Origin of the sequence: Lysobacter gummosus (assembly GCF_001442805.1) — a bacterium.
Taxonomy (GTDB): Bacteria; Pseudomonadota; Gammaproteobacteria; order Xanthomonadales; family Xanthomonadaceae; genus Lysobacter; species Lysobacter gummosus.
Genome location: NZ_CP011131.1, coordinates 1,773,123 through 1,793,160 on the forward strand (window position 1 = coordinate 1,773,123; position 20,038 = coordinate 1,793,160).

Here is a 20,038-nt window from a genome sequence, read left to right on the forward strand (position 1 = left end):
ATGCCGCGACACATCCGTGGATTCGATGCGCCGACCGCGCACGCGTACCTGAGCAAGCGCGACCGCAAGCTCGGGGCGTGGATGAAGAAAGTGGATCGGTTGGAGAACGGGCCGATCCCGACCGATCCGCGCTGGCGGCAGAAGTTCGACCCGGTCGATGCCTTGGCGCGGGCGATCTTGTTCCAGCAGCTCAGCGGCAAGGCCGCATCGACCATCGTCGGCCGGGTCGAGACCGCGATCGCCAGCACGCGCCTGCATTTCGACACCCTGGGCCGTTGCGACGACGCGACCTTGCGCGGTTGCGGCGTGTCCGGCAACAAGCTGCTGGCGCTGCGCGATCTGGCCGCGCGCGAGGAGCGCGGGGAGATTCCCGATCTGCGCCGCATGTCCACGATGGACAACGACGCGATCATCGCCGCGCTGGTGCCGATCCGCGGCATCGGCCGCTGGACGGTGGAAATGATGCTGATGTTCCGCCTGGGCCGCCCGGACATTCTGCCGGTGGACGACCTGGGCATCCGCAAGGGCGCGCAGCGGGTGGACCAACTCGATGCGATGCCGGCGCCGAAGGTCTTGGCCGAAACCGGCGAGCGCTGGGGGCCGTATCGCAGCTATGCGAGCTTGTATCTGTGGCGGATCGCGGATATCGCCGATGGGCCGAAGACCAAGGTCAATCGGTCGCAGGATTGAGGTTGGGGGCTGTCGCGATCTGAGCCGAAAGCATCGGGCCTGAAAGGCCCTCCCACAACAAACTTCGAAGCCACGAGGTCTCTGTGGGAGGGCCTTTCAGGCCCGATGCTTTCGGCTCAGGTCGCTGCGCAACCCGCAATCACGCCGGCAAATACTTGTCCCACATCCGGTTACGGAACCGCCCCCGCGGATCGAAAGCCTGCTTGAGCGCGGCGAACTCCGGCGCCGCGCGATAACCGCGCAGGAACTGCTCGCGCGTGCCGTGCAGTCGGTACGGCAGGTAGTGGCGGCCGCCGTGATCGAGGGCGATATCGATCAGCCGCCGCGTCCATTGCCCGGCGACCGCGTCCTCGCGTTCGCCGCTGCGCTGCTTGTGATACAGCACGAACGAGAACACTTGCGTCGGCGACCAGCTCAGCAACGATTGCCGGTCGGCCGGCGCATGCCGGATCGAAACATTCAACGCATGCACTTCGTTGTCGCGCAGCACCCGCGTCATCGCCCGCGCGAACGCGGCGAAGGCCGGCACCGGCACGAAGTATTCCTGCAACAGATAGGTCGAGTAGCGGCGCGTGCGCGGCTCCAGCGAGGCGATGTCCAGGCTGGCTTCGTGATTGCGCCACACCACTTCGCGTTCGCGCAGCATCTCCTCGACCGAGTAGCGCTTGCGCAGCCACGATCCGCCGGGCAGTTCCGACACGCTCCAGATCATCTTGCGGTCGTGGCGATAATCGCCGTCGCGCGGCACCAGAGGTTCGCTCAGCGTCAGCGGTTCCTCGCAGCGGGTCCAGGTCACCGCCACCGGCGCGTCGAAGCGAGGCGGCAGCAGGTCGGCGTTGTGCAGCACGCTGGCCGGATCGGCGAGCACGCGCTGGGCGAACCACGCCGGGTAGTCGTCCAGCGCCACGCGCTCGGCGCGGCGGGCGATGCGGTGGTTGGCGGCGAGGTCGAACTCGGCTTCGGTGATCACGCCCAGGCCGCCGTAGCCGCCGACCGCGGCGCGGAACAGGTCGGGGCGGTGCTCGCGGTCGAGCTCATGCACCTGGCCATCGGCGTCCACCAGTTGCAGCGCGCGCAGGCTGTGGATCAGGCTGCCCTTGCCGACGTAGCGGCCGTGGCAATTCACCGACAGCGAGCCGCCGATGCTGAAACTGCTGTAGCTCTGCATGATCGACACCGCCAGCCCGTGCGGATCGATCAGTTCCTGCAGGTCGCGCCAGCGCATGCCGGTCTGCACGCGCACGCGCCGCCGCGCGAGGTCGAGCGCGACCGGCCGATTCAAGCCGCGCATGTCCAGATGCAACGAGTTTTCGCAGGCGATCTGCCCGCCCATGCTGCAGCGCGCGCCGCCGATGGACACTACGCCGCGGCTGGCGCGCAACGCGGCGGCGACGGCTGCGACCGAGGCCGGCTTGAGCACGCGCGCGACGTTGGTTTCATCGATGCCGCTGATGTCGTGCAGGCGGCGTTCGTCGTGATCGGGCGATTCGCGCGCGCATCCGGCGGCGGCGAGGGCGGCGGAGGCGGCCAGGGCTTGCAGCACTTTGCGCCGATCCGGATCGGCGCAGGAGGCGTGCGAGCGTTCCAGGGTGCGGCGGGTGTCGGCGTCCATTGCCTCTCCGGTGTGCAGCAGGTGTCGGTGCGATTGCGATATTTACTGCGGATTTTTGCGCACTGTTGCGGCTCAGCGCGGCTCCGGCGCGGCCGCGACCAGGATCAGCGAGGCCGGTTGCCGGGTTTGCGGATGCAGCGGTTCGGACAACTCGCGCAGTTCCAGGCCGCTGCTGCGGATCAGGCTGATCCAGCTGCCGATGGTGCGGAAATACCACGGCGCCGGTTCGCCGAATGCGGCCGTGCCGGCGGACTTGCCGCAACCGGTCCAGTCGCCATCGCGCCAGCCGTCGCGATACGGCGCATCGCCGCCGGCCAGCGGCGGGTGCAGGGTTTGAATCAGCACGCTGCCGCCCGGCGCCAGCAAGCCGGGGATCGCGGCGAGCAACTCGGCGACCACTTCGAAACCCAGCAGCGAGAAATTACACAGCACCAGGTCGTAGCGCGCATCCAGCGCGCCGCGCGCGATGGCCTGGTAGCTCAGGCAGGCGTAGCGGTCGGCGGGCGCGCCGGGATCGGCCTGGCGCGCGGCCTCGACCAGCGCCGGCACCGCGTCCACGCCGTAGGCGCGGATGTCGCACTCGGCCAGCGCGCGGGTCAGCCAGCCTTCGCCGCAGCCCAGATCCAGGGCCGAGCGCGGCGCCAGGCGCAGGGCCGCATCGACGATGGCGTGGTCGGTGACCAGGCGCCGGCTTTCGATCGCCTTGCTGCGCACCGTTTCGGTCCACGGTTCGGCGTTCTCGTGCCAGGCTTCGAGTACGCCGGCGTCGCTGTAGTGTCTGGTATCGGGCGGCATCATGATTCAGGGCGAACGAAAGGGAAGGGAGTGCGTCGGCGCGCGGCGCGCGACGGATGGCACGCGCATCGCGGCCGTCTCAGGCCGGTTCATGGCGCCAATGCCAGGGTTCGTAGACGATGCCGTGCGGGTTGCCGCGCGGATAGCTCATGACGAAGCCGTATCCGCCGGCCTGCTCGCGCAGCCAGGCGAAGGCGCCGGTGTGTTCGAAGGATTCTTCCGCCGGCGGCTCGCCGGGCGCGCCGATGTCCAGCGCCAGCCCGCTGTGGTGTTCGCTGTAGCCCGGCGCGGCGTTGACGTTGAGGATGTCCTCGATGCTTTGCCCGCGCGCGAGTTTGCGTTCGAAGATGCCCAGTTGGTAATCGTGGCTGCGATAGCCGGAGATCGCATCGAGCACGACGCCGTCGCGCATCGCGGCCCCGCGCAGATGCGTCCAGGCGCGCGCGGCGGCCGGATGCAGCCACAGCGGGCGGCGGAAGCGGTCGAAGCCAGCCAGGGCGAGGCGATCGGGTTCGGCGATCAGCGCAAGGCCCGTGCGCGATTCATAGCCGTCCGCGTCCAGGCCCAGCCCGGCGAGGCGTTCTTCGAGCCGGCCCAGCGGCAATTCGCCGACCCGGATCAGGCCTTCGCGCCGGTATTCGACGATGCAGTCCAGGGCGTCGAGCGCGGCGTCGATGCCGTCCTCGCGCATCAGCCGGTGCACCAGCGGCAACAGGCCTTCGGGCAGATCGGCGGCGAGGAAGCGGCCGTCGCGTTTGCGCCGCAGCACGTGGCGCGCGCGCGACAGGGCGCGCGCATCGTGATTGCTGCGCGCGCGCAGCAGGCCGCCCGGCCATAGTTCGATCTCGGGCGTGTTGATCAGAAGGTTGCCGTGGCCGCGCATGCAGGCAGGTTAGCCGCTGCGGCGGTGGCATGCCAGATTGGCGGCGCGCGCAAGCGTGCCGCGATTCATGCGCTAACGATTTGTTTACGTGTTTGTTTGTTGCTTTGTCTACGCCGGCTGCTTGAAATACAGGCGCGTGCCGAGAATGGCCGGATCGTGCTCGACCGCGACCAGCTCCCAGCCCTGCGCGCCGCGCTGGTCGAGTTCGGCCTGGATGCGTTCGCGCATCGGCGCCTCGAACAATTGGTAGGTCAGTTCGGTGACGTGGTGTTTCCACTGCGGGCTCATGCGTCTTCCTCGGGCGTGGCGGGGTCCTGGCGCGGCAGCCGGCCGCTCTTGCGCAGCGCGTCGCGCAGCACATATTCGATCTGGGCGTTGAGCGAACGCAACTCATCGTCGGCCCAGCGCTGCGCGGCGGCGAGGACGTCGGCGCTGACGCGCAGCGGATAGGCTTTCTTCTCGCTCACTGGCCGCGCGTCCGCTCGCTGCGAGTTCCCTTCGCGTCGCCTTGCCCGCTCTGGCGGTAGTCGCGCTTGAGCGCGGTCAGCGCCAGCATCATCGCCACCGCGACCGCGTTGACCGCGACCAGCAGCGCCACTGTGACGATCATCATGTGGTTGTGGTTTCCGTGCGCCCAGTAGTAGCCCAATGCGGCGGCGAACATCGAAATGGCGACCAGCGCCAGCAGCCGCGCGAAGCGCGCGCAGGCCGCCGCCGGATCGCGCAGGCGCGAGGCGTCCAGGCCGTTGATCAGGTGCAGGTTGCCGCGCGCGACCAGGACCGCGGCGACCAGGATCGGGACGGCGCTGATCACCATCACGCCGGGGACGATGAATGCGTTGGCGGGCAGGTTCATGCGCGCGTCCTCAGTACAAGGTGCCGGCGTTGACGATGGGTTGGGCGCCGCGATCGCCGCACAGCACCACCAGCAGATTGCTGACCATCTGCGCCTTGCGTTCTTCGTCCAGTTGCACCACGCCGTTCTTCTGCAGTTCGGCCAGGGCCATCTCGACCATGCCGACCGCGCCGGCGACGATGCGCGTGCGCGCGGCGATCACCGCGTTGGCCTGCTGGCGCTGCAGCATGGCGTGGGCGATTTCCGGCGCGTAGGCGAGGTGGCTGATGCGCGCATCGACGACGTTGATGCCGGCGTCGGCCAGGCGCTCCTGCAGTTCCTGGCGCAGGTGCAGGGAAATCTCCGCGGCATGGCTGCGCAGCGACAACTGGCCGTCCTGGTGCTGGTCGTAGGGATAGCTGGTGGCCATCGCGCGCAGCGCCGATTCGGACTGGATGTGGACGAAGGTTTCGTAGTCGTCCACGTTGTAGACCGCTTCGGCCGAATCCACGACCTGCCAGACGATCACCGAGGCGATCTCGATCGGGCTGCCGTCGAGTTCGTTGACCTTGAGCTTGCCGCTTTCGAAATTGCGCACGCGCTGGCTGACCTTGCGCTTGGCGTACAGCGGGTTGTTCCAGCGCAGGCCGTTTTCCTTGACCGTGCCGATGTAGCGGCCGAACAGGCTCAGCACCGCGGCCTGGTTGGGCTCGATCTTGTACAGGCCGAACAGGACGAAGAAGGTGCCGGCGCCGAGCAGCAGCGACAGCACGATGCCCAGGTCGTGGCCGCTGGCGACGCCGCCGAAAAATCCCGAGGCGGCCAGCGCGCCTGCGGCGAGGCACCCCAGCAGCACCGGGATGCCGGGGAGGGACTGGGTCGGGTTCTCTTTCATGGCGTTGGCTCGGTCGTTGTCTGAGATATTGATATCAGATTGATATCAAATATTTTTGACCGCTCGTCGGCATGGCGCCTGGGGCGCTGTGGGAGGGGGCCGTTTTTGTGGGAGGGCCTTCAGCCCCGATGCTTTTCGCTCAGACCTCGCAGCCTCCAGGTTTCGGATCGGAAAGCATCGCGGCTTGCCGGCCCGGCAACCTCCCAGGACCGAATCCCGAATCCCGAATCCCCAATCCCGGCCTTAGGGCGCGATCTGATAAAGCGGCGCCGGAATGAACTCGCCCGTCGCATACAGGCTGCGGCCGTCGGCGGCCCAGCCCAGGGCTTCGGCCTGCGGCAGCCACGGCAGGTCGCGGACCCGCGGCGCGCCCGCCACGGCCTGGGCCCAGCTCTGGCGCGGCTGGCGCGGGTACAGCAGCAGATAGCGGTAGGTCATCACCGCCAGGGTGCTGCCGTCGGGCGAAATGTCGGCGGCGGTGATCTGGCCCTGCAGCCGCGCCCGCATCGGGTTGTCGCGCTTGAGCTGGGCGTCGGGTTGCGGAATGCCGGCCAGCTCGCCGAGCTTGGTCGCGGTCTGCAGCGCGTTGCCGGCCGGCATCAGCGGCAGCGAGAACAGCTCCGGCGGCTGGCGCTTCTTGGAAATCAGCAGCACCTGCCGGCGCGCGATGTCCACCGCCACCGCCTCGCAATCGCGCGCGCCGTCGGGCCAGCGGAAGGCGATCGACCACGCCGGCTTGAGCCGCGCGTTCTCGATCTTCTCCGGTTCTTCCACGATATGCAGCTGCAGGGTGCGGCGCAGGCCGCCGTTGTCGCCGGTGTCGGCGATCAGCAGGTAATGGCGGCCGTCCAGGTCGAAGGCGGCGATGTCTTCCCAGTCGGTCTTGGTCACGCCCTCGATGCGCAGCGTGGCCAGGCGGTCGCCGCGGGTGTTGACCGCGAACAGGCGCTCGGGATTGCCGCCGTCGTCGTGCATCCACAGCACGTCGGTATGCCGGTGCGAGGCGGCCAGGCCGCTGATCTCGGACAACTGCGGGTCCAGCAACATCCCGCTGAGCTGGCTGCTGCCCGGCTCGGGCGGGCCGGAGCGGCCCGAGCACGACACCGCCGCGACGCCGCCCAGCAGCGCCGCGACCAGGGCCGCCAGCGCCAGCGTCCGCCAGCGCCACGGCCGCGCCGCGCCCGGCGCGTGCGCGGTTTCGGAGGCGGAAGCGGCGGCACGCGCAGGGTGCCGTACGGGGGAGGAGGGCATGCTTCACAGCATCGCATGCGGGCCGGTGTCGCCATAGCCCGCGGCCGCGGGACCGTCATGGAAAGTTAGACTAGGCGCATCCCCACGCTTCGAGGTTGCACGCATGACCACGCTCGGTACGCCGCTGTCCCCGCACGCCTTTCGCGTGCTTCTGCTCGGTTCGGGCGAACTGGGCAAAGAGGTGGCGATCGAGCTGCAGCGCTTCGGCGTGGAAGTGATCGCCGCCGACCGCTACGCCGACGCGCCGGCCATGCAGGTGGCCCATCGCAGCCACGTGCTGGACATGCTCGACGGTCAGGCCGTGCGCGCCCTGATCGCGGCCGAGCGCCCGCACCTGATCGTGCCGGAGATCGAAGCCATCCACACCCAGACCCTGGTCGAGCTGGAGCAGGAGTTCGCCGAGCGCGGCACCGATACCCGCGTGATCCCGACCGCGCGCGCCGCGCGCCTGACCATGGACCGCGAAGGCATCCGCCGCCTCGCCGCCGAGACGCTGAAGCTGCCGACCTCGCCGTACCGCTTCGTCGACACCGTCGAGGACTACCGCGCCGCGGTCGCCGAACTCGGCCTGCCGTGCGTGATCAAGCCGGTGATGTCGTCCTCGGGCAAGGGCCAGAGCCTGGTGCGCAATCCCGGCGACATCGACAAGGCCTGGGACTACGCCCAGACCGGCGGCCGCGCCGGTGCCGGCCGCGTCATCGTCGAGGGCTTCATCGACTTCGATTACGAAATCACCCTGCTGACCGTGCGTCACGCCGCCGGCACCACCTTCTGCGCGCCGATCGGCCATCTGCAGCGCGACGGCGATTACCGCGAGAGCTGGCAGCCGCAGCCGATGAATCCGGTCGCGCTGGCGCGCGCGCAGGAGATCGCGCGCACGATCACCGACGATCTGGGCGGCTGCGGCGTGTTCGGCGTGGAGTTGTTCGTCAAGGGCGACGAGGTGTGGTTCAGCGAGGTGTCCCCGCGACCGCACGACACCGGCCTGGTCACCCTGATCTCGCAGGACCTGAGCGAATTCGCCCTGCATGCGCGGGCGATCCTCGGCCTGCCGATTCCGACCATCCGCGAACACGGCCCCTCGGCCTCGTGCGCGGTGCTGGCGCAGGGCCACGGCGTGCCGGTGTTCTCCGGCGTCGATGCCGCGCTGGGCCAGACCGACACCCAACTGCGTTTGTTCGGCAAGCCGCGCGTGGAGGGCCATCGCCGCGTCGCGGTGACCCTGGCACTGGGCGCCGACATCGACCACGCCCGCGCCAAGGCGCGCGAAGCGGCCGCGCAACTGCGGATCGAATTGCGCTGAGCGCGGCCTGATCGTACTGAAGCACCCGTCCCGACCGGAGCGACGATGAACGATACACAGGGGTATGCCGTTTTCTTTTTCCCGCAAGCGCTGGAAGCACTCGGCGAAGCGATTCGTCCTTATCTGCTCGATGGCCCGGCCGGCATGCACGTGCTGTGCAAGGAGATCGACACCGGCGGTGCGTTCACCGAGATGACCCTGGAAGGCCGCACCTCCGACGGACGCGATCTGTCTCTGGAGTTGATGGTGCCCGGCAGCATGGTGCGCATGATCGTCTCCGCGCACGGCGAAGCCTCGTTCGGCTTCGGCTCGCGTCTGGCGCGCAATACGACCATCGCCGCGGCCAAGAGCGCCGCGGCGGCACCGGCCGCGCCAGACGCCCCGCCGGTGGTCGCGCCCGAGGCCGAGCCCGCGCCCGTGGTGCCCGGGACGCCGGAACCGGTGATCGCGGCGAAAAAGCCGGAGTGATCCGTTGACGATGCAACCGATTCCGGCGATCGCCGGAATCGGTTGCGCGATCGCGGATCGGTAATCGACATGGCGCTGGCGGAGCCGGCGCCCACAAGGATTCGAGAGATGAGCAAGGACGACACTGTCACCCTGTACCGCCCGGTCGGCCCGAACGAACTGGCGAAATTGCGCGAGAACGAGTTCAAGCGTTGGCCGGCACGTCTGCCGGATCAGCCGATTTTCTATCCGGTCACCAACGAGCAATACGCGGCCGAAATCGCCGAGCGCTGGAACGTCAAGGACAGCGGCTACGGCGCGGTGACCCGCTTCGAAGTGCGTGCGGCATTCATGGATCGCTATCCGATCCAGAAAGTCGGCGGCGCGCATCACACCGAATGGTGGGTGCCGGCGGAGGAACTGGAAGCGCTCAACGACGAAATCGTTGGACTGATCGAAGTGATCCGCGAGTTCCGCGCGGAGCCGTGAGCTTCGGCGAGCCCGGCAGGGTGCGCCTTTGTGGGAGGGCCTTCAGGCCCGACGCTTTCCGATCCGGCGCGCCGAATGCGTAAATGCCGGCACTCAAGTGTCCGCGCTGTCAGCCGACAGGGCAGCCGTCGGCGATCCAGTCGTGCAGACCGGCGCCGACCTCGACGAAATCGTCTGCGCTCATGCTGCCGTGCCCGACCACGAACACGGCCGGCGGCTCAAGCGCGCCATGGACCACGACCGCGCGACCGCCGCCGTCGTCGCCGATGGTCACGTAACCCGGGCAATACAGCTGGGTCTCGTAGGTCTGGTTGCGTTCGACGATTTCGTCGGCGGCATACAGGCGCACTTGACCGATCTCGTCTCCGCCATGCGCGGCGATCGCGGCGCGCAGCGGCTCGCCGATCGGCGAGCCGTACCAACTCGCGAAAGCGCTGAACGCCGCATCCCGAGCCATTGACGTCAGTCTCGCCCGGCGCCGAACGGTTGCGCCGCGAAATGCGCCGTCACCGCCGCGACGATCTTGTCGATGTCGTGCGCATAGAACCCCGACGAGTTGAAGGTGTTGAACTCGATCACCTTGAAGCCGTCATCGGTCTGAGCGACGTCCATCACGCAGGTCGGATGCGGCAGCCAGCCGTCGGCCAGCGACTGCGCTTGTTCGTACAACTCGGGACGTGCGACCGGATTGGCCATGCGTTGGCCGGCGATGCGGTACGAGGATCCGTCCACGACCCGCCCATCGACGATGAAGAACCGCCACTCCGCATGAATCTTCTGCGGCGGCGCCACGATCACCTCGGTCTCGCCGTCGAAACTGTAGTTGCCCGAATCCACGCTGCTCATCCAGCGCCGGATTTCCTTCGCGACCGTCACCGTGCCGTCGAAGTGCTTGAGATCCTGCACCGGCCGCACGAACCAGATGCTGTCCTCGTCTTCGTCCTGCATCGCCGCCATGCATTCGCGCACCGTCATCTGCCGTACGTGTTGGTTGAGCATGTCGTCGCGATGGCGGTTCCAGCAATCCACGCGGAAGGTCTGCGCATCGAAGCACAGCCCGCGCCAACCGCGTTCGATCGCCAGTCGCGTGAGCTTGGTCGCGCCGTAAGGAATCACCACGCCGTCGAGTTCGGGCACCTCGTTGCCCAGTTCGTCGGAAAACGGGATCACCTTGATTTCCTGCACGCGCGCGCCGGCGTCTTCGGCGGCGGTCCACACGCGGCGAATATGGTCTTCGGTGATGAAGTTGGTCTGGATGGCCCAGGTGACGGCCATGTTCATTCCTTTGATCGGTGGCCTCACGCTTCCAGCGCGCTCGGCAAGGTGTTGCGGACTAATCGCCGGAGTCCATGTTGCTGCCGCCGGGCAGCGAATCGCAATCGGCGAAGCCGGCAGGACGCGGTTCGCCGCGATGCACGCCAGAGAAACAGGTGTGGACGCAGCGGCCGCCTACTTTGTCCGCGTCCGGACTGGCAAGGCAAGAGACCAGGCAATCGTCCGCCGGGGTGCAGCGGGCCGCCAGTTTTTCGATCTGGCAGCGTTCTCGTTCCGACAACGTCCGCCTCGGTGGCGCCTTGCAGGCATGGAAATGCGCGATGTCGCCGGTATCCGGAGGCGGCGGCTCAGGTTGTCGGCTCTCCGCGGTCGCGCCCGGCAGGTGGGGCTCGGATGCACTGCATGCGGCAACACCGATCATCACCAACGCGGAAAAGATTAGGGCATGCAAGCGATTCACGGTGTGCCTTTGGCCGGAGCAGGCGCGCTCAGTTCGTCAAATCCACCCAAACCAAATGATGATCGCTGGCCTCGGAAATCTTAGCCTCTTCGCTGTCGGACCTGGGCCAGAACACGCCGGTCTCGCGCACGGTCCAGCCGCGCGAGGGCAGCACGTAGTCCAGGCGCAGGGTGCCGGCCTTCGGGCCGAAGTCGCCGGTATGTTCGTTGATGTTGCCCTTGCGCGGGAAGCCGTAGAAGGTCGCGCGTTGGGCCGCGCCTTCGCTGCTCGGCACGTGGCTGGAATCGACGCGCGGGTGATCCAGCAATTGCTTGATCGAGCCCGGCACGCCGTCGCCGTCGATGGGATCGGCATTCATGTCGCCGACGATGACGAAGCGCGCGTCGGCAGCGAGGCCGCCGCAACGGCCTTGGTCGTCGCACAGCCACGACGGAGTGCCGCCGTCGAGATAACGCGCCCACAGTGCGATTTCGTCGTGGTTGCGCGCGCCGTTGCGGTCTTCGGGACCGTCGAACACCGGCGGAGTCGGATGCGCGGCGAGGAAATGCAGCACGCCCAGCGGCGTGCGCACCGGGACGTCCCAGTGCGATTTCGACGATAGCCGCATCTGCGGCCAGACCTTCGCCGCGTACCAGGGCTTGCCGGTCTTCGGATCGCGCGGCTGGCGTGCGCCGGGCAGCGTGCTCCACTTGAACTTCTGGAAGCTGCGCACCGCATCGGCGTCGATCGGATAACGCGACAGCACCAGCATGCCGTATTGCCCCGGATGCAGGCCGTAGCCCCAGGCGTCGTTGCCGCGCGCGCGATCGGCGCGCTGCGCGTCGCCGGATTGGCCGTCGCCGTCGAGGTCCAGCCCGCTCGGCACGCCGGTATTGACCGGGGCGAGATAGCGATAGGGATAGCGCAGCGCTTCGCCGCCGCCGGGCTGGGCGACTTCCAGGTAATCGTGCTGGAACAGGTCGGCCGCGCGCTGTTGCGCGTCGTAGTCGAATTCGTTGAGCAGCACCAGATCGGGACGCACGCGTTGCAGCACCGCGGCGATCTTGCGCGCGTTGCCGTCGCCGGCTTGCAGGCGGCGGATCAGGCCGCCGTCGGCGTCGTCGTAGAGCGAGGTGTTGTAGGTCGCCACGCGCAGGCGCGCGTCGGCGGCGCTGTCAGCGGTGTCGTTCTGGGACTGCGCCCAGGCTTTGGGATCGCCGTGTACGTTCACTTGCGTGCAGGCCGCGAGCAGGGCCGCGATGAGGGCGGCGCAGTAGGGGAGGTGGGGTCTGGACATGGGGGCATGATCGCATGGGTGGTGATGCGGTTCGTGACAGCGTTTGTCGGGTGGGCTGCGCTGTTTTTCCGCCCGTGCCGTTGCTGTTCCCCCCTTTGAAAAAGGGGGGCTAGGGGGATTTGCTTTTGTCGCGCCGAACGGCAAATCCCCCGGCGCGGCCAGGTTCGTCTGCAGCGGGGCTGCGCAGGCGCCAGCCCCCTTTTTCAAAGGGGGCGAATTTACGATGACGCTGCGTTCCAACCCACAAACAACAACGCCCCGGCAAGCCGGGGCGTCGAATGCTGCGAAACACCGGCGGCTAAACCACCGCCGGCGCCATCGCCGCTATTACAGCGTGCAACCGAACGAAGCGTACTGAGCCTTGCTCTGGTCCAGCGCGGTCTTGCAGGCGGTGGCCAGCGCGGCCTTGCCCTGCGGGGTCGCGGCAGCCTGGGCCCAGGCATTGCGACTCTGGTCCAGACCGCTCTGGAACGCGGCGCGCTGGGCTTCGGGCACCTTGTCGTTCAAGCAGGCGCTGATCTTGGTCAGGTAGTCGTCGCACTCGGCGACGCCGACGCTGGCGGCGGCCGGAGCGGCAGCCGGGGCAGCGGCATCGGCCGGCATCGCGGCCGGAGCGGCGGCGTCGGTCGGGGACGGCGGGGTCGCGGCCGGAGCGGCGGCGTCGGCGGCCGGAGCAGCTTCGGCCGGCTTGTCGGCCGGCTTGTTGCACGCGGCCAGGGACAGGGTGATCGCGGCAGCCAGGAACAGGGTGTTCAATTTCATTGCGGACTCCATGTGGCGAAAGGTAATGAGGGTGGCGACTCCATGCCATGCCTTGAGGGGCGCCGTCCCGCACGTCGTGGTTACGACGGGGCTACGAGATACACGACCTGAACGAGACGAGTGTTACAAATGTGTAAAAACGCGCCAATCGCGACCGTCGAATGCCTCCAACGGTCGGTAGCGGCGCTTGTAGTCCATCTTCGGATGCCCGGCGATCCAGTAGCCGAGGTAGAGATGGCTGCGCCGCTCGCGCCGCGCCCATTCGATCTGGCGCAGGATCGCCAGGGTGCCCAGGCTGCGCTCGGGCAGGTCGGGATCGTAGAAGGTGTAGACCGCCGACAGCGCCTGATCGACCACGTCGGTGACCGCGACCGCGAGCAGGCGGCCGTGGCCGGGCTCGCGCAGCTCCAGGAAGCGGTTCTCGCTCCAACTGCCGATCAGAAATTGGTCGAACTCCACCGCGCCGTGGCTGTCCATGCCGCCGCCGGCATGGCGCGAGGCCAGGTAGCGCTTGTACAGATCCAGTTGTTCTTCGCTGCGCTCGGCCGTGCACACGCGCATTTCCACGTCGGCGTTGCGCGCCAGGCAGCGGCGCTGGCTGCGGTCGGGCACGAAGCGATCGACCGGAATGCGCACCGCCACGCAGGCGCGGCAGCCGCTGCAGTGCGGGCGGTAGACGATGTCGCCGGAGCGGCGGAAGCCCCAGCCCAGCGCGTGCGGGTACCAGTCGCGCAGGCGCGGGTCGCGCGGGTCCAGCACCAGATCGCGGGCGGTGCGCTCCGGCCAGTAGCCGCAGGCGTGCTCGCCGGTGTGGAACAGGCGGAGGTCGTCGCTGTCAGGCTGCGGTTGCGTGCCCATGGGCTCAGCATAGCGCTGCGTTCGTGTGTTGCGCATGCCGGCGGCTCCGGTTTCGGCGATCGGGGCGAAAAGCCAGGCGGAGGGGCGAACCCGGTGTTCACCGCGCCTGTCGCGGCGATGAATATTCCCACCGCCTTGTCAACGGCCACGTGGCCAGGGCGTTGATCCGGACATCGGCGCCGCGGTGGCGCCGACCGCAGGAGTCAACGCATGAACCGTTCCCCCTTCTATGTCGCCGCGCTGGCCGCGGCCATGTTCGCCGGTGCGGCCATCGCTGCGCCCCAGGACGACGCCGCTTCGCAGCAGCGCCCGCGCATGAAGATCGACACCAACCAGGACGGCGTGATCACGCGCGAGGAAGCCTCCAAGTTCCCGCGCCTGGCCGAGCACTTCGACACGCTCGACAAGAACCACGACGGCAAGCTCGACGCCAGCGAACGCCCGCAGCGTCGCGGCGGACGCGAGCACGGCGGCCATCGCGGCGGCCCGGGCGGCGCGGCCAAGCTCGACAGCGACGGCGACGGACGAATCAGCAAGGCCGAGGTCGCCAAGTCGCCGCGGTTGAGCGAGTCCTTCGCCCAGATCGATGCCAACCACGACGGCTACATCGTGCGCAGCGAACTGCGCGGTTACTTCGAACGCGAGCGCCCCAAGCGCGAAGCCGAGCGCGCCAAGCGTTTCGACGAAAAATTCGCCCAGGCCGATCTCAATCGCGACGGCAAGCTGAGCAAGCTGGAAGTGCAGGAAAAGATGCCGCGTCTGGCGAGCGAGTTCGCGTTCCTCGATGAGGATCGCGACGGGTTCCTGACCAAGGCCGACCTCAAGCCGGGCCCGCATCGCTAAGCGCGGGCGATCGGTTTCGCCGCGCCGGGATCCGGCGCGGCGCACGATGCACGAATGGCGCGGATGCAGGCCGGATCATCCGTCCGATGTCCGACGCAGTGACAGGCAACGAACCCAGGCGCAAGTCGGTGATGGCAGCACAACCCGACGCGCCGGATTTTCCGGAACAGGCATGCTGAGGCGTGTGCTTGTTTTCCCCTAGCGGGCGCACTGATGTGCGCCTTTTTTTGTGGTCGATGCCGAGCGGCGCGAGCGCGTCGGTGTGATCGATTTCGACATGTGTGAATTGGCGTGTTCTAGTCGATAGTTACGCACAAATTTTTTGGAATTGTTCTCGCGATGCCGGCGCGATTTCGCGCGAAGCCCGTTTCGACGCCGGGCGCGGCGGCGCATAAATCCCCGCTGTTTAAGGCATCTTTGCGGCTTTTGCGTCGTTAATGCTTACTTGGTGTGTACTTTGTACGCGCTTAGTGCGGACAAATATTTTCTTTTCGAAAACAGCCGCGCGCAGGCTTTTGTTTTCTATGTTTTGCAGATAAGAGTGGTGCCGTGGCATCGCAAAATCGTGATGCCAAGATGTTGCATAAGGGGAATGCACTATGGCGCCATGGCACACAGGGAATGCGTGTTCGGTAAGACAAGACCGCCTGCCGGCCTGGCGCCGCGCCGGCCTCATCGCGACGCTGGCCTTGTGCGCGTCGCTGCTGGCGCCGCCGGCCCGCGCCGATCGCGCCTTCGCCCCGCGTTATCAGAACCCGGCGACCAACGGCGACATCGTCGGCATCGGCAACATCAACCTGCATTGCGGCGGCAACGCCGTCCTGTGCGCGCAGGCGCGCAACGGCAACGGGACCGTGGTGAACCAGGATCCGGCCATCGCGATGGTCTACGTCGATGTCGATACCGATGCGACCACCTTCAACTCCAGCAGCGCCACCCTGACCTTGCCGGCCGGCTCGACGGTGTTGTTCGCCGGTCTGTACTGGGGCGGCGTCAGCGCGTCGCTGTCGCGCAGCTCGGTGCGGCTGCGCACCCCGGGCGCGGCGGCCTACAGCGCGCTCAGCGCCGACGAACTGCTGACCAATTCCGCCGGCGCGTTCGGCGACTCGGCCTACCAAGGTTTCGACGACGTCACCGCGCTGGTGCGCGCCGCCGGCAACGGCGTCTACACCGTCGCCAACGTGCAGACCACACCGCGCGCGTTCGGCGCGAGCGGCAGCAGTTGGGGCGGATGGGCGCTGGTCGTGGCGTATCGCGATCCGGCCCAGACCGCCACGCGCAACCTCAACATCTACGACGGCCTGCTCAGCGCCAGCGACGCTTCGGTGCCGGTGGATATCGCCTTCAGCGGCTTCATCACGCCGGCCAGCGGGCCGGTCAACACCACCCTGGGCCTGCTCGGCTGGGACGGCGACGCCACCGTCGACGGCAGCGCCGGTCTGCAGTACGGCCGTAACGTGGCCACGCTCAGCAACGTGTCCAACGCGGTCAATCCGGTCAACAACTTCTGGAACAGCACGATCAGCCGCAACGGCGCCCAACTCACCGCGCGCACGCCCAACTACGCCGACACGCTGGGTATGGATCTGGATTTCACGCCGCCCAACGTGCCCTTGCCCAACAGCGCGACCTCGGCGCTGATCCGCGCACGCGGCAGCATCGACGAGGTATTGATCTTCGGCATGATCAGCCGCGCCACCGACGTGGCGCGGCCCAATCTCAAGGATCAATTGCTCAAGAGTTCGACCGACGTCAACGGCGGCAGCCTGCTGCCGGGCGAGTTGCTCGAATTCACCATCGCCAGCCAGAACATCGGCAGCGACGCGTCGCTGCAGAGCGTGCTGACCGATGCGATTCCGGCCAACACCACCTTCGAGCCGGGCAGTCTGAGCATCGTCAGCGGCGCCAATGCCGGCGGCAAGAGCGATGTCGCCGGCGACGATCAGGCCGAATTCGATGCGGCCAACAATCGCGTGGTGTTCCGCCTGGGCACCGGCGCGAACGGCGCGAACGGCGGCACCATCGCGCCGGGCGAGAGTTTCAGCCTGCGCTTTCGCGTGCGGGTCAACGCCGGGACCGCCGCCGGCACGGTGATCAACAACACCGCCAGCGTGGCGCATCGCGCTGCGACCCTGGGCGACAACCTGCTCGACGTGTCCGACGCCGATTTCGCCACGCCCGGCGATCAGCCCACGCGCAATGTCGTCGCCGCGTTGCCGCGGATCGCGCTCAACAAGATCAGCCTGCGAGGCGTGGACAGTTTCGGTTTCACCCTGAGCAACACCGCGCAAGCCGCCGGCACTGTCACCACGGTGACCGCGGGCACGCCGGTGCAGGTCGATGGCGACAGCAACAGCTCCGGCCTGCAGCCGTACACGGTGAGCGGCCTGGGCACCGAGGTAACCATCGCCGAGACCACGCTGGCGGCCGGATACAGTCTCAGCGCCGCGGTCTGCCGCAATGCCGGCGGCAGCGACGTCGGCACGCTGGCGGGCACGGTCTACACGATTCCCGCCGCGAGCCTGGTCGCCGACGACGTGCTGACCTGCACCTTCACCAACAGCCGCAATCAGGCCGCCTTGTCGATTACCAAGGACGACGGCAGCGCCAGCTATACGCCCGGCGGCGCGGCCAGCTACACGATCACCGTGCGCAACGACGGGCCCGATCCGGTCAGCGGCGCGCTGGTCGGCGACAGCTTGCCCAACGGCGCCACCCTCGCCGGGGCTTGGAACTGCGCGATCAGCGCCGGCATCGGTGCCTGCACTCCGGCCAGCGGCGGCGCGATCGGCGGCGCGGCGGTGAATCTGAGCGTGGATCTGGCCAGCGGTGCGGCCGCGACGATCACGGTGCCGGTGAACTTCGCCCCGGCGCCGGAGGCTTATCCGCCGCCTTGACCGGATTCGCGGCGGGCGGTGCGTGCGCAGTCGGGGGAGCGGAGCAAGGCGCGGGGGCGCGCCACGCCGCGGCGGCGGGCCAGGGGACGCCGCCGCGGCGTGGTTTTTGCGATGCGCGCGGCAGCAAGGCCGCGATCAGCCGAAGCGGCCTTCGCGCCAGAGGATGAAGGCCATCGCCGCGACCAGAATCGCCACGCTGTAGACCAGCGCCTGCGGCCCGACCAGCCAACGGTAGGCGCAGCTGTCGCGCGGGTCGTAGCCGTGGCTGCGGCGGATGCGCTCGACGCTCGGCGCCAGCGCGCGCGGTATGTAGGCCAGCCATTGCCAGGTGGTGACCGCCACGGTGAGCGCGGTGCACGCGACCGGCAGCACCCAGCCGCGGCTGGCTTCCAGGCTGACCAGGATCGAGGCCGCCATTGCCGCGCCGCTGATCGAGACCATCCGGATCATGCGGCGGATCGCTCGGCGTTCGGCGTCGTTGCCGGCGTAGGACATCAGATAGCGACTCATCAGCATCGTGGTCACCGCGCCGCCGGCGATGCCGCCGATCACCCCGCTCAGGCTGTAGACGCCGGTGTGCTGCGACAGCAGATGGATGCGCGCGCTCAGCGAGGCGACATCGATCGGCTCGCCGCCGATCGCCTGCGACACCGGCGACAGCACGCGTTCGGCGAAGAACACCAGCATTCCACCGAGCACGCCGCCCGACGCGCCGGCCGCGCCCATGCCGCCGGCGCCGAGCTTGCTGGCCAGGCCCGAGCCGAGCGAACCGGCGCCCAGGATCGCCGCGCTGGTTGCGCTGGGCGCGATCACGCCCAGCGCGCTGGCGACCATCGTGGTGAAGCCGACCGTCGGCGCGCTGGCGGTGGCGAAGGCGGCGAAGCGGTCCATCAGTTCCTCGCGCACGCTGCTGCGCGCGCGCGACAGGCGCTTGCGCACGGCGGCGTCGCTGAGGCCGAGCAGGGCGGCGACCTGCTGCGAGCTCTGGCCTTCGCGGTAGTACAGCAACAGCACCTCGCGGCTTTCGTCGGGCAGGGCCGAGATCAGTTCGGCGGCGACTTGCGCGCGTTCGCTTTCGATCAGGCGCTCGATCGCGCTGGGCTGCGGATCGGCGGCCGAGGCGATCGCCGCCTCCATGTCGTCCACGCCGCGCGGCAGGCGCTGGCGCGCGCGCAGATGGTCGCGGGCGAGGTTGCGGGTGATCTGGCGCAGCCACGGCAGGAAGCTGGACGGGTTCTGCAGCTTGCGGATGTTCTGCCAGGCGTTGAGGAAAGCTTCCTGGGCGATGTCCTCGCTGGTGTGGACGTCGCGCACCATCGCCAGGGCGATGGCGGTGACCGAGTTCTGGCAGGCGCCGACGATGCGCGAATACGCTGCGGTGTCGCCGCGCGCCGCCGCCGGCAGGTCGTGGCCGATCAGCGAGTTGAGGGCTTCGGCGTTCATCGCGCGCGGTGTCCGGACGAAGGGCGGTGGCGGAGATCGGGACGGTAGCGCATGTGTGCGGGTCCTGGGACGGCGGCATCGGGTGTGGTCTGGGAACCAGGACGGCGCGCGGCGGCGGATGTGACCGGCCCGTGCCGAGGCGGGCGAGGGCGCCGGAACCCGCCGCGCGGGGATAGGACGAATACGAAAGCCGGCGCACTGCGATGGCCTTGGCGAAAAACGCCCGCTCCGGGCGGGGAGGCCGATGCCGGGACGGCCGGGATCGCGAGCAAATGATCTGCCTTCGCCGACGCGCGAAGGCGGCGGCCGCATCGACGCGGCCGTCCCATCGGATCACTACAGGAAAACTTCCATGACCGCGAAATCGTTTCTTGCCTCGGCGCTGCTGTCGGCGCTCGTGCTGGCGCCGGCGTCCGCGCCGGCCGCCGACAGCGACCCGATCGTCGTTCCCGGCTCGACCGCCAATTCCCAGGCCTATGAGGGCATCTACTACCAGCTTTTGCAGCGAGTGGTGCAGGTCGGGACCGGCTCCAGGACCGACAGCCACATCGTGATCTCCAACGACGAGGCGGGCTGCGATTCCGCCGTTTACGACAAGCGCCAGCAGGGGTGGGGCTATCGGCAAGGACAGGCAAGCGGCCGCTGCACCAAGTCCTATGGCGCCATCAACGAGATCCGTTACAAGTTCTCCTCCAACGGAGAAAGGCTGCCCCCGGATGGAACGGTGTCCATCATGCTCGTTACCCGCAAGCCCAGGCCGGGCGAGAGATCGCCGGTGCAGGGCCTGGTCGCCAGCAACGACACGACAGGTTGCCTGGCGGTCGTGGGAAGGGGGCAGATGTCGCCGAACTGGAGCGCCGATATGTCCGGCGGCATCTGTCCCGAAGCCCCGGCCATCTTGTTGGTCAACGGCCGAGTGATCGGGGGCCGTTGATGGGCCCGCGCGCGCGTCGAACGCGGGCCGGTTGAGCCGCCAGAGCGGGCGTTTTTCGATCCAGGCGCGCCGATCCTGACGACAGCGCGC

22 protein-coding genes are annotated in these 20,038 nt (G+C 68.2%); 7 read left to right on the forward strand and 15 right to left on the reverse strand.

Translation table 11 applies throughout. The features are described from left to right. The gene (locus LG3211_RS07315; RefSeq protein ID WP_057942251.1) at positions 1 to 690 is read left to right on the forward strand and encodes a DNA-3-methyladenine glycosylase family protein; all 690 of its coding nucleotides are present in this window, start codon (positions 1 to 3) and stop codon (positions 688 to 690) included. A 139-nt stretch (positions 691 to 829) separates the two neighbouring features. Here the strand turns inward: LG3211_RS07315 and LG3211_RS07320 are convergent, their stop codons facing one another. The 8 genes from LG3211_RS07320 to LG3211_RS07355 all read right to left on the reverse strand — a co-directional run bounded on the left by LG3211_RS07320 (position 830) and on the right by LG3211_RS07355 (position 6,961). Next, entirely contained in the window at positions 830 to 2,302 is a 1,473-nt protein-coding gene (locus LG3211_RS07320) for an FAD-binding oxidoreductase (RefSeq protein WP_083512370.1), read from the reverse strand. 72 nt (positions 2,303 to 2,374) lie between these two features. Further along, positions 2,375 to 3,100, reverse strand: coding sequence for a class I SAM-dependent methyltransferase (locus LG3211_RS07325; protein WP_057942252.1), 726 nt, complete (start codon positions 3,098 to 3,100; stop codon positions 2,375 to 2,377). Positions 3,101 to 3,176: 76 nt separating this feature from the next. After that, a complete protein-coding gene (locus LG3211_RS07330) occupies positions 3,177 to 3,980 on the reverse strand; it encodes a M15 family metallopeptidase (RefSeq protein ID WP_057942253.1) in 804 nt (267 codons plus the stop codon). 108 nt (positions 3,981 to 4,088) lie between these two features. Further along, entirely contained in the window at positions 4,089 to 4,268 is a 180-nt protein-coding gene (locus LG3211_RS07335) for a hypothetical protein (RefSeq protein ID WP_057942254.1), read from the reverse strand. Next, positions 4,265 to 4,447, reverse strand: coding sequence for a type II toxin-antitoxin system antitoxin (locus LG3211_RS07340; RefSeq protein ID WP_057942255.1), 183 nt, complete (start codon positions 4,445 to 4,447; stop codon positions 4,265 to 4,267). The genes LG3211_RS07335 and LG3211_RS07340 overlap by 4 nt, the downstream gene beginning before the upstream one ends. Next, positions 4,444 to 4,836 (reverse strand): hypothetical protein, encoded by a 393-nt coding sequence (locus tag LG3211_RS07345; RefSeq protein ID WP_057942256.1) that lies wholly within the window; start codon positions 4,834 to 4,836, stop codon positions 4,444 to 4,446. Before LG3211_RS07345 ends, LG3211_RS07340 begins: the two co-directional genes overlap by 4 nt. A gap of 10 nt (positions 4,837 to 4,846) precedes the next feature. Then, the gene (locus LG3211_RS07350; protein WP_057942257.1) at positions 4,847 to 5,710 is read right to left on the reverse strand and encodes an SPFH domain-containing protein; all 864 of its coding nucleotides are present in this window, start codon (positions 5,708 to 5,710) and stop codon (positions 4,847 to 4,849) included. Between the two features lie 243 nt (positions 5,711 to 5,953). Continuing rightward, on the reverse strand, positions 5,954 to 6,961 hold the full coding sequence (locus LG3211_RS07355; RefSeq protein WP_057942258.1) for an SdiA-regulated/phytase-like domain-containing protein: 1,008 nt from the start codon (positions 6,959 to 6,961) through the stop codon (positions 5,954 to 5,956). A gap of 103 nt (positions 6,962 to 7,064) precedes the next feature. On the opposite strand from LG3211_RS07355, the gene purT reads away from it, so the two are divergent. From purT to LG3211_RS07370, 3 genes are all read left to right on the forward strand, one after another. Next, positions 7,065 to 8,264 (forward strand): formate-dependent phosphoribosylglycinamide formyltransferase, encoded by a 1,200-nt coding sequence (purT, locus tag LG3211_RS07360; RefSeq protein ID WP_057942259.1) that lies wholly within the window; start codon positions 7,065 to 7,067, stop codon positions 8,262 to 8,264. A 45-nt stretch (positions 8,265 to 8,309) separates the two neighbouring features. After that, complete coding sequence (locus LG3211_RS07365) at positions 8,310 to 8,732, forward strand: hypothetical protein (protein ID WP_057942260.1); 423 nt, start codon at positions 8,310 to 8,312, stop codon at positions 8,730 to 8,732. Between the two features lie 108 nt (positions 8,733 to 8,840). Further along, positions 8,841 to 9,200, forward strand: a complete 360-nt coding sequence (locus LG3211_RS07370; protein ID WP_057942261.1) for a hypothetical protein — start codon at positions 8,841 to 8,843, stop codon at positions 9,198 to 9,200. A gap of 109 nt (positions 9,201 to 9,309) precedes the next feature. Here the strand turns inward: LG3211_RS07370 and LG3211_RS07375 are convergent, their stop codons facing one another. The 6 genes from LG3211_RS07375 to LG3211_RS07405 form a co-directional block, all read right to left on the reverse strand. Then, complete coding sequence (locus LG3211_RS07375; protein WP_057942262.1) at positions 9,310 to 9,657, reverse strand: hypothetical protein; 348 nt, start codon at positions 9,655 to 9,657, stop codon at positions 9,310 to 9,312. Between the two features lie 5 nt (positions 9,658 to 9,662). Then, complete coding sequence (locus tag LG3211_RS07380) at positions 9,663 to 10,481, reverse strand: ATP-grasp domain-containing protein (protein WP_057942263.1); 819 nt, start codon at positions 10,479 to 10,481, stop codon at positions 9,663 to 9,665. A gap of 52 nt (positions 10,482 to 10,533) precedes the next feature. Next, complete coding sequence (locus tag LG3211_RS25505; protein WP_148648789.1) at positions 10,534 to 10,935, reverse strand: hypothetical protein; 402 nt, start codon at positions 10,933 to 10,935, stop codon at positions 10,534 to 10,536. Between the two features lie 28 nt (positions 10,936 to 10,963). Further along, entirely contained in the window at positions 10,964 to 12,211 is a 1,248-nt protein-coding gene (locus LG3211_RS07390; RefSeq protein WP_083512371.1) for an endonuclease/exonuclease/phosphatase family protein, read from the reverse strand. Positions 12,212 to 12,538: 327 nt separating this feature from the next. Then, entirely contained in the window at positions 12,539 to 12,973 is a 435-nt protein-coding gene (locus LG3211_RS26295; RefSeq protein WP_083512372.1) for a hypothetical protein, read from the reverse strand. 123 nt (positions 12,974 to 13,096) lie between these two features. After that, complete coding sequence (locus LG3211_RS07405; protein WP_057942267.1) at positions 13,097 to 13,831, reverse strand: arginyltransferase; 735 nt, start codon at positions 13,829 to 13,831, stop codon at positions 13,097 to 13,099. Between the two features lie 210 nt (positions 13,832 to 14,041). Here LG3211_RS07405 and LG3211_RS07410 point away from each other — a divergent pair, with 210 nt between their 5' ends. Together LG3211_RS07410 and LG3211_RS07415 are read left to right on the forward strand one after the other, a co-directional pair. Beyond that, positions 14,042 to 14,674 carry an EF-hand domain-containing protein gene (locus tag LG3211_RS07410; RefSeq protein ID WP_057942268.1) on the forward strand — a complete coding sequence of 211 codons (633 nt, stop codon included), beginning with the start codon at positions 14,042 to 14,044 and terminating at the stop codon, positions 14,672 to 14,674. A gap of 599 nt (positions 14,675 to 15,273) precedes the next feature. Beyond that, positions 15,274 to 17,571 (forward strand): prealbumin-like fold domain-containing protein, encoded by a 2,298-nt coding sequence (locus tag LG3211_RS07415; RefSeq protein WP_083512373.1) that lies wholly within the window; start codon positions 15,274 to 15,276, stop codon positions 17,569 to 17,571. A 135-nt stretch (positions 17,572 to 17,706) separates the two neighbouring features. Here the strand turns inward: LG3211_RS07415 and LG3211_RS07420 are convergent, their stop codons facing one another. After that, on the reverse strand, positions 17,707 to 19,014 hold the full coding sequence (locus LG3211_RS07420; protein WP_057942270.1) for an RNA polymerase sigma factor: 1,308 nt from the start codon (positions 19,012 to 19,014) through the stop codon (positions 17,707 to 17,709). A gap of 352 nt (positions 19,015 to 19,366) precedes the next feature. On the opposite strand from LG3211_RS07420, the gene LG3211_RS07425 reads away from it, so the two are divergent. After that, the gene (locus LG3211_RS07425) at positions 19,367 to 19,948 is read left to right on the forward strand and encodes a hypothetical protein (protein WP_057942271.1); all 582 of its coding nucleotides are present in this window, start codon (positions 19,367 to 19,369) and stop codon (positions 19,946 to 19,948) included. The last annotated feature ends 90 nt before the right edge of the window (positions 19,949 to 20,038 follow it).

Coding starts and splice junctions, on each gene's coding strand:
- LG3211_RS07315 (WP_057942251.1), top strand. CDS start 1: ATGCCGCGACACATCCGTGGATTCGATGCGCCGACCGCGCACGCGTAC.
- LG3211_RS07320 (WP_083512370.1), bottom strand. CDS start 2,302: ATGGACGCCGACACCCGCCGCACCCTGGAACGCTCGCACGCCTCCTGC.
- LG3211_RS07325 (WP_057942252.1), bottom strand. CDS start 3,100: ATGATGCCGCCCGATACCAGACACTACAGCGACGCCGGCGTACTCGAA.
- LG3211_RS07330 (WP_057942253.1), bottom strand. CDS start 3,980: ATGCGCGGCCACGGCAACCTTCTGATCAACACGCCCGAGATCGAACTA.
- LG3211_RS07335 (WP_057942254.1), bottom strand. CDS start 4,268: ATGAGCCCGCAGTGGAAACACCACGTCACCGAACTGACCTACCAATTG.
- LG3211_RS07345 (WP_057942256.1), bottom strand. CDS start 4,836: ATGAACCTGCCCGCCAACGCATTCATCGTCCCCGGCGTGATGGTGATC.
- LG3211_RS07350 (WP_057942257.1), bottom strand. CDS start 5,710: ATGAAAGAGAACCCGACCCAGTCCCTCCCCGGCATCCCGGTGCTGCTG.
- LG3211_RS07355 (WP_057942258.1), bottom strand. CDS start 6,961: ATGCCCTCCTCCCCCGTACGGCACCCTGCGCGTGCCGCCGCTTCCGCC.
- purT (WP_057942259.1), top strand. CDS start 7,065: ATGACCACGCTCGGTACGCCGCTGTCCCCGCACGCCTTTCGCGTGCTT.
- LG3211_RS07365 (WP_057942260.1), top strand. CDS start 8,310: ATGAACGATACACAGGGGTATGCCGTTTTCTTTTTCCCGCAAGCGCTG.
- LG3211_RS07370 (WP_057942261.1), top strand. CDS start 8,841: ATGAGCAAGGACGACACTGTCACCCTGTACCGCCCGGTCGGCCCGAAC.
- LG3211_RS07375 (WP_057942262.1), bottom strand. CDS start 9,657: ATGGCTCGGGATGCGGCGTTCAGCGCTTTCGCGAGTTGGTACGGCTCG.
- LG3211_RS07380 (WP_057942263.1), bottom strand. CDS start 10,481: ATGAACATGGCCGTCACCTGGGCCATCCAGACCAACTTCATCACCGAA.
- LG3211_RS07390 (WP_083512371.1), bottom strand. CDS start 12,211: ATGTCCAGACCCCACCTCCCCTACTGCGCCGCCCTCATCGCGGCCCTG.
- LG3211_RS26295 (WP_083512372.1), bottom strand. CDS start 12,973: ATGAAATTGAACACCCTGTTCCTGGCTGCCGCGATCACCCTGTCCCTG.
- LG3211_RS07405 (WP_057942267.1), bottom strand. CDS start 13,831: ATGGGCACGCAACCGCAGCCTGACAGCGACGACCTCCGCCTGTTCCAC.
- LG3211_RS07410 (WP_057942268.1), top strand. CDS start 14,042: ATGAACCGTTCCCCCTTCTATGTCGCCGCGCTGGCCGCGGCCATGTTC.
- LG3211_RS07415 (WP_083512373.1), top strand. CDS start 15,274: ATGGCGCCATGGCACACAGGGAATGCGTGTTCGGTAAGACAAGACCGC.
- LG3211_RS07420 (WP_057942270.1), bottom strand. CDS start 19,014: ATGAACGCCGAAGCCCTCAACTCGCTGATCGGCCACGACCTGCCGGCG.
- LG3211_RS07425 (WP_057942271.1), top strand. CDS start 19,367: ATGACCGCGAAATCGTTTCTTGCCTCGGCGCTGCTGTCGGCGCTCGTG.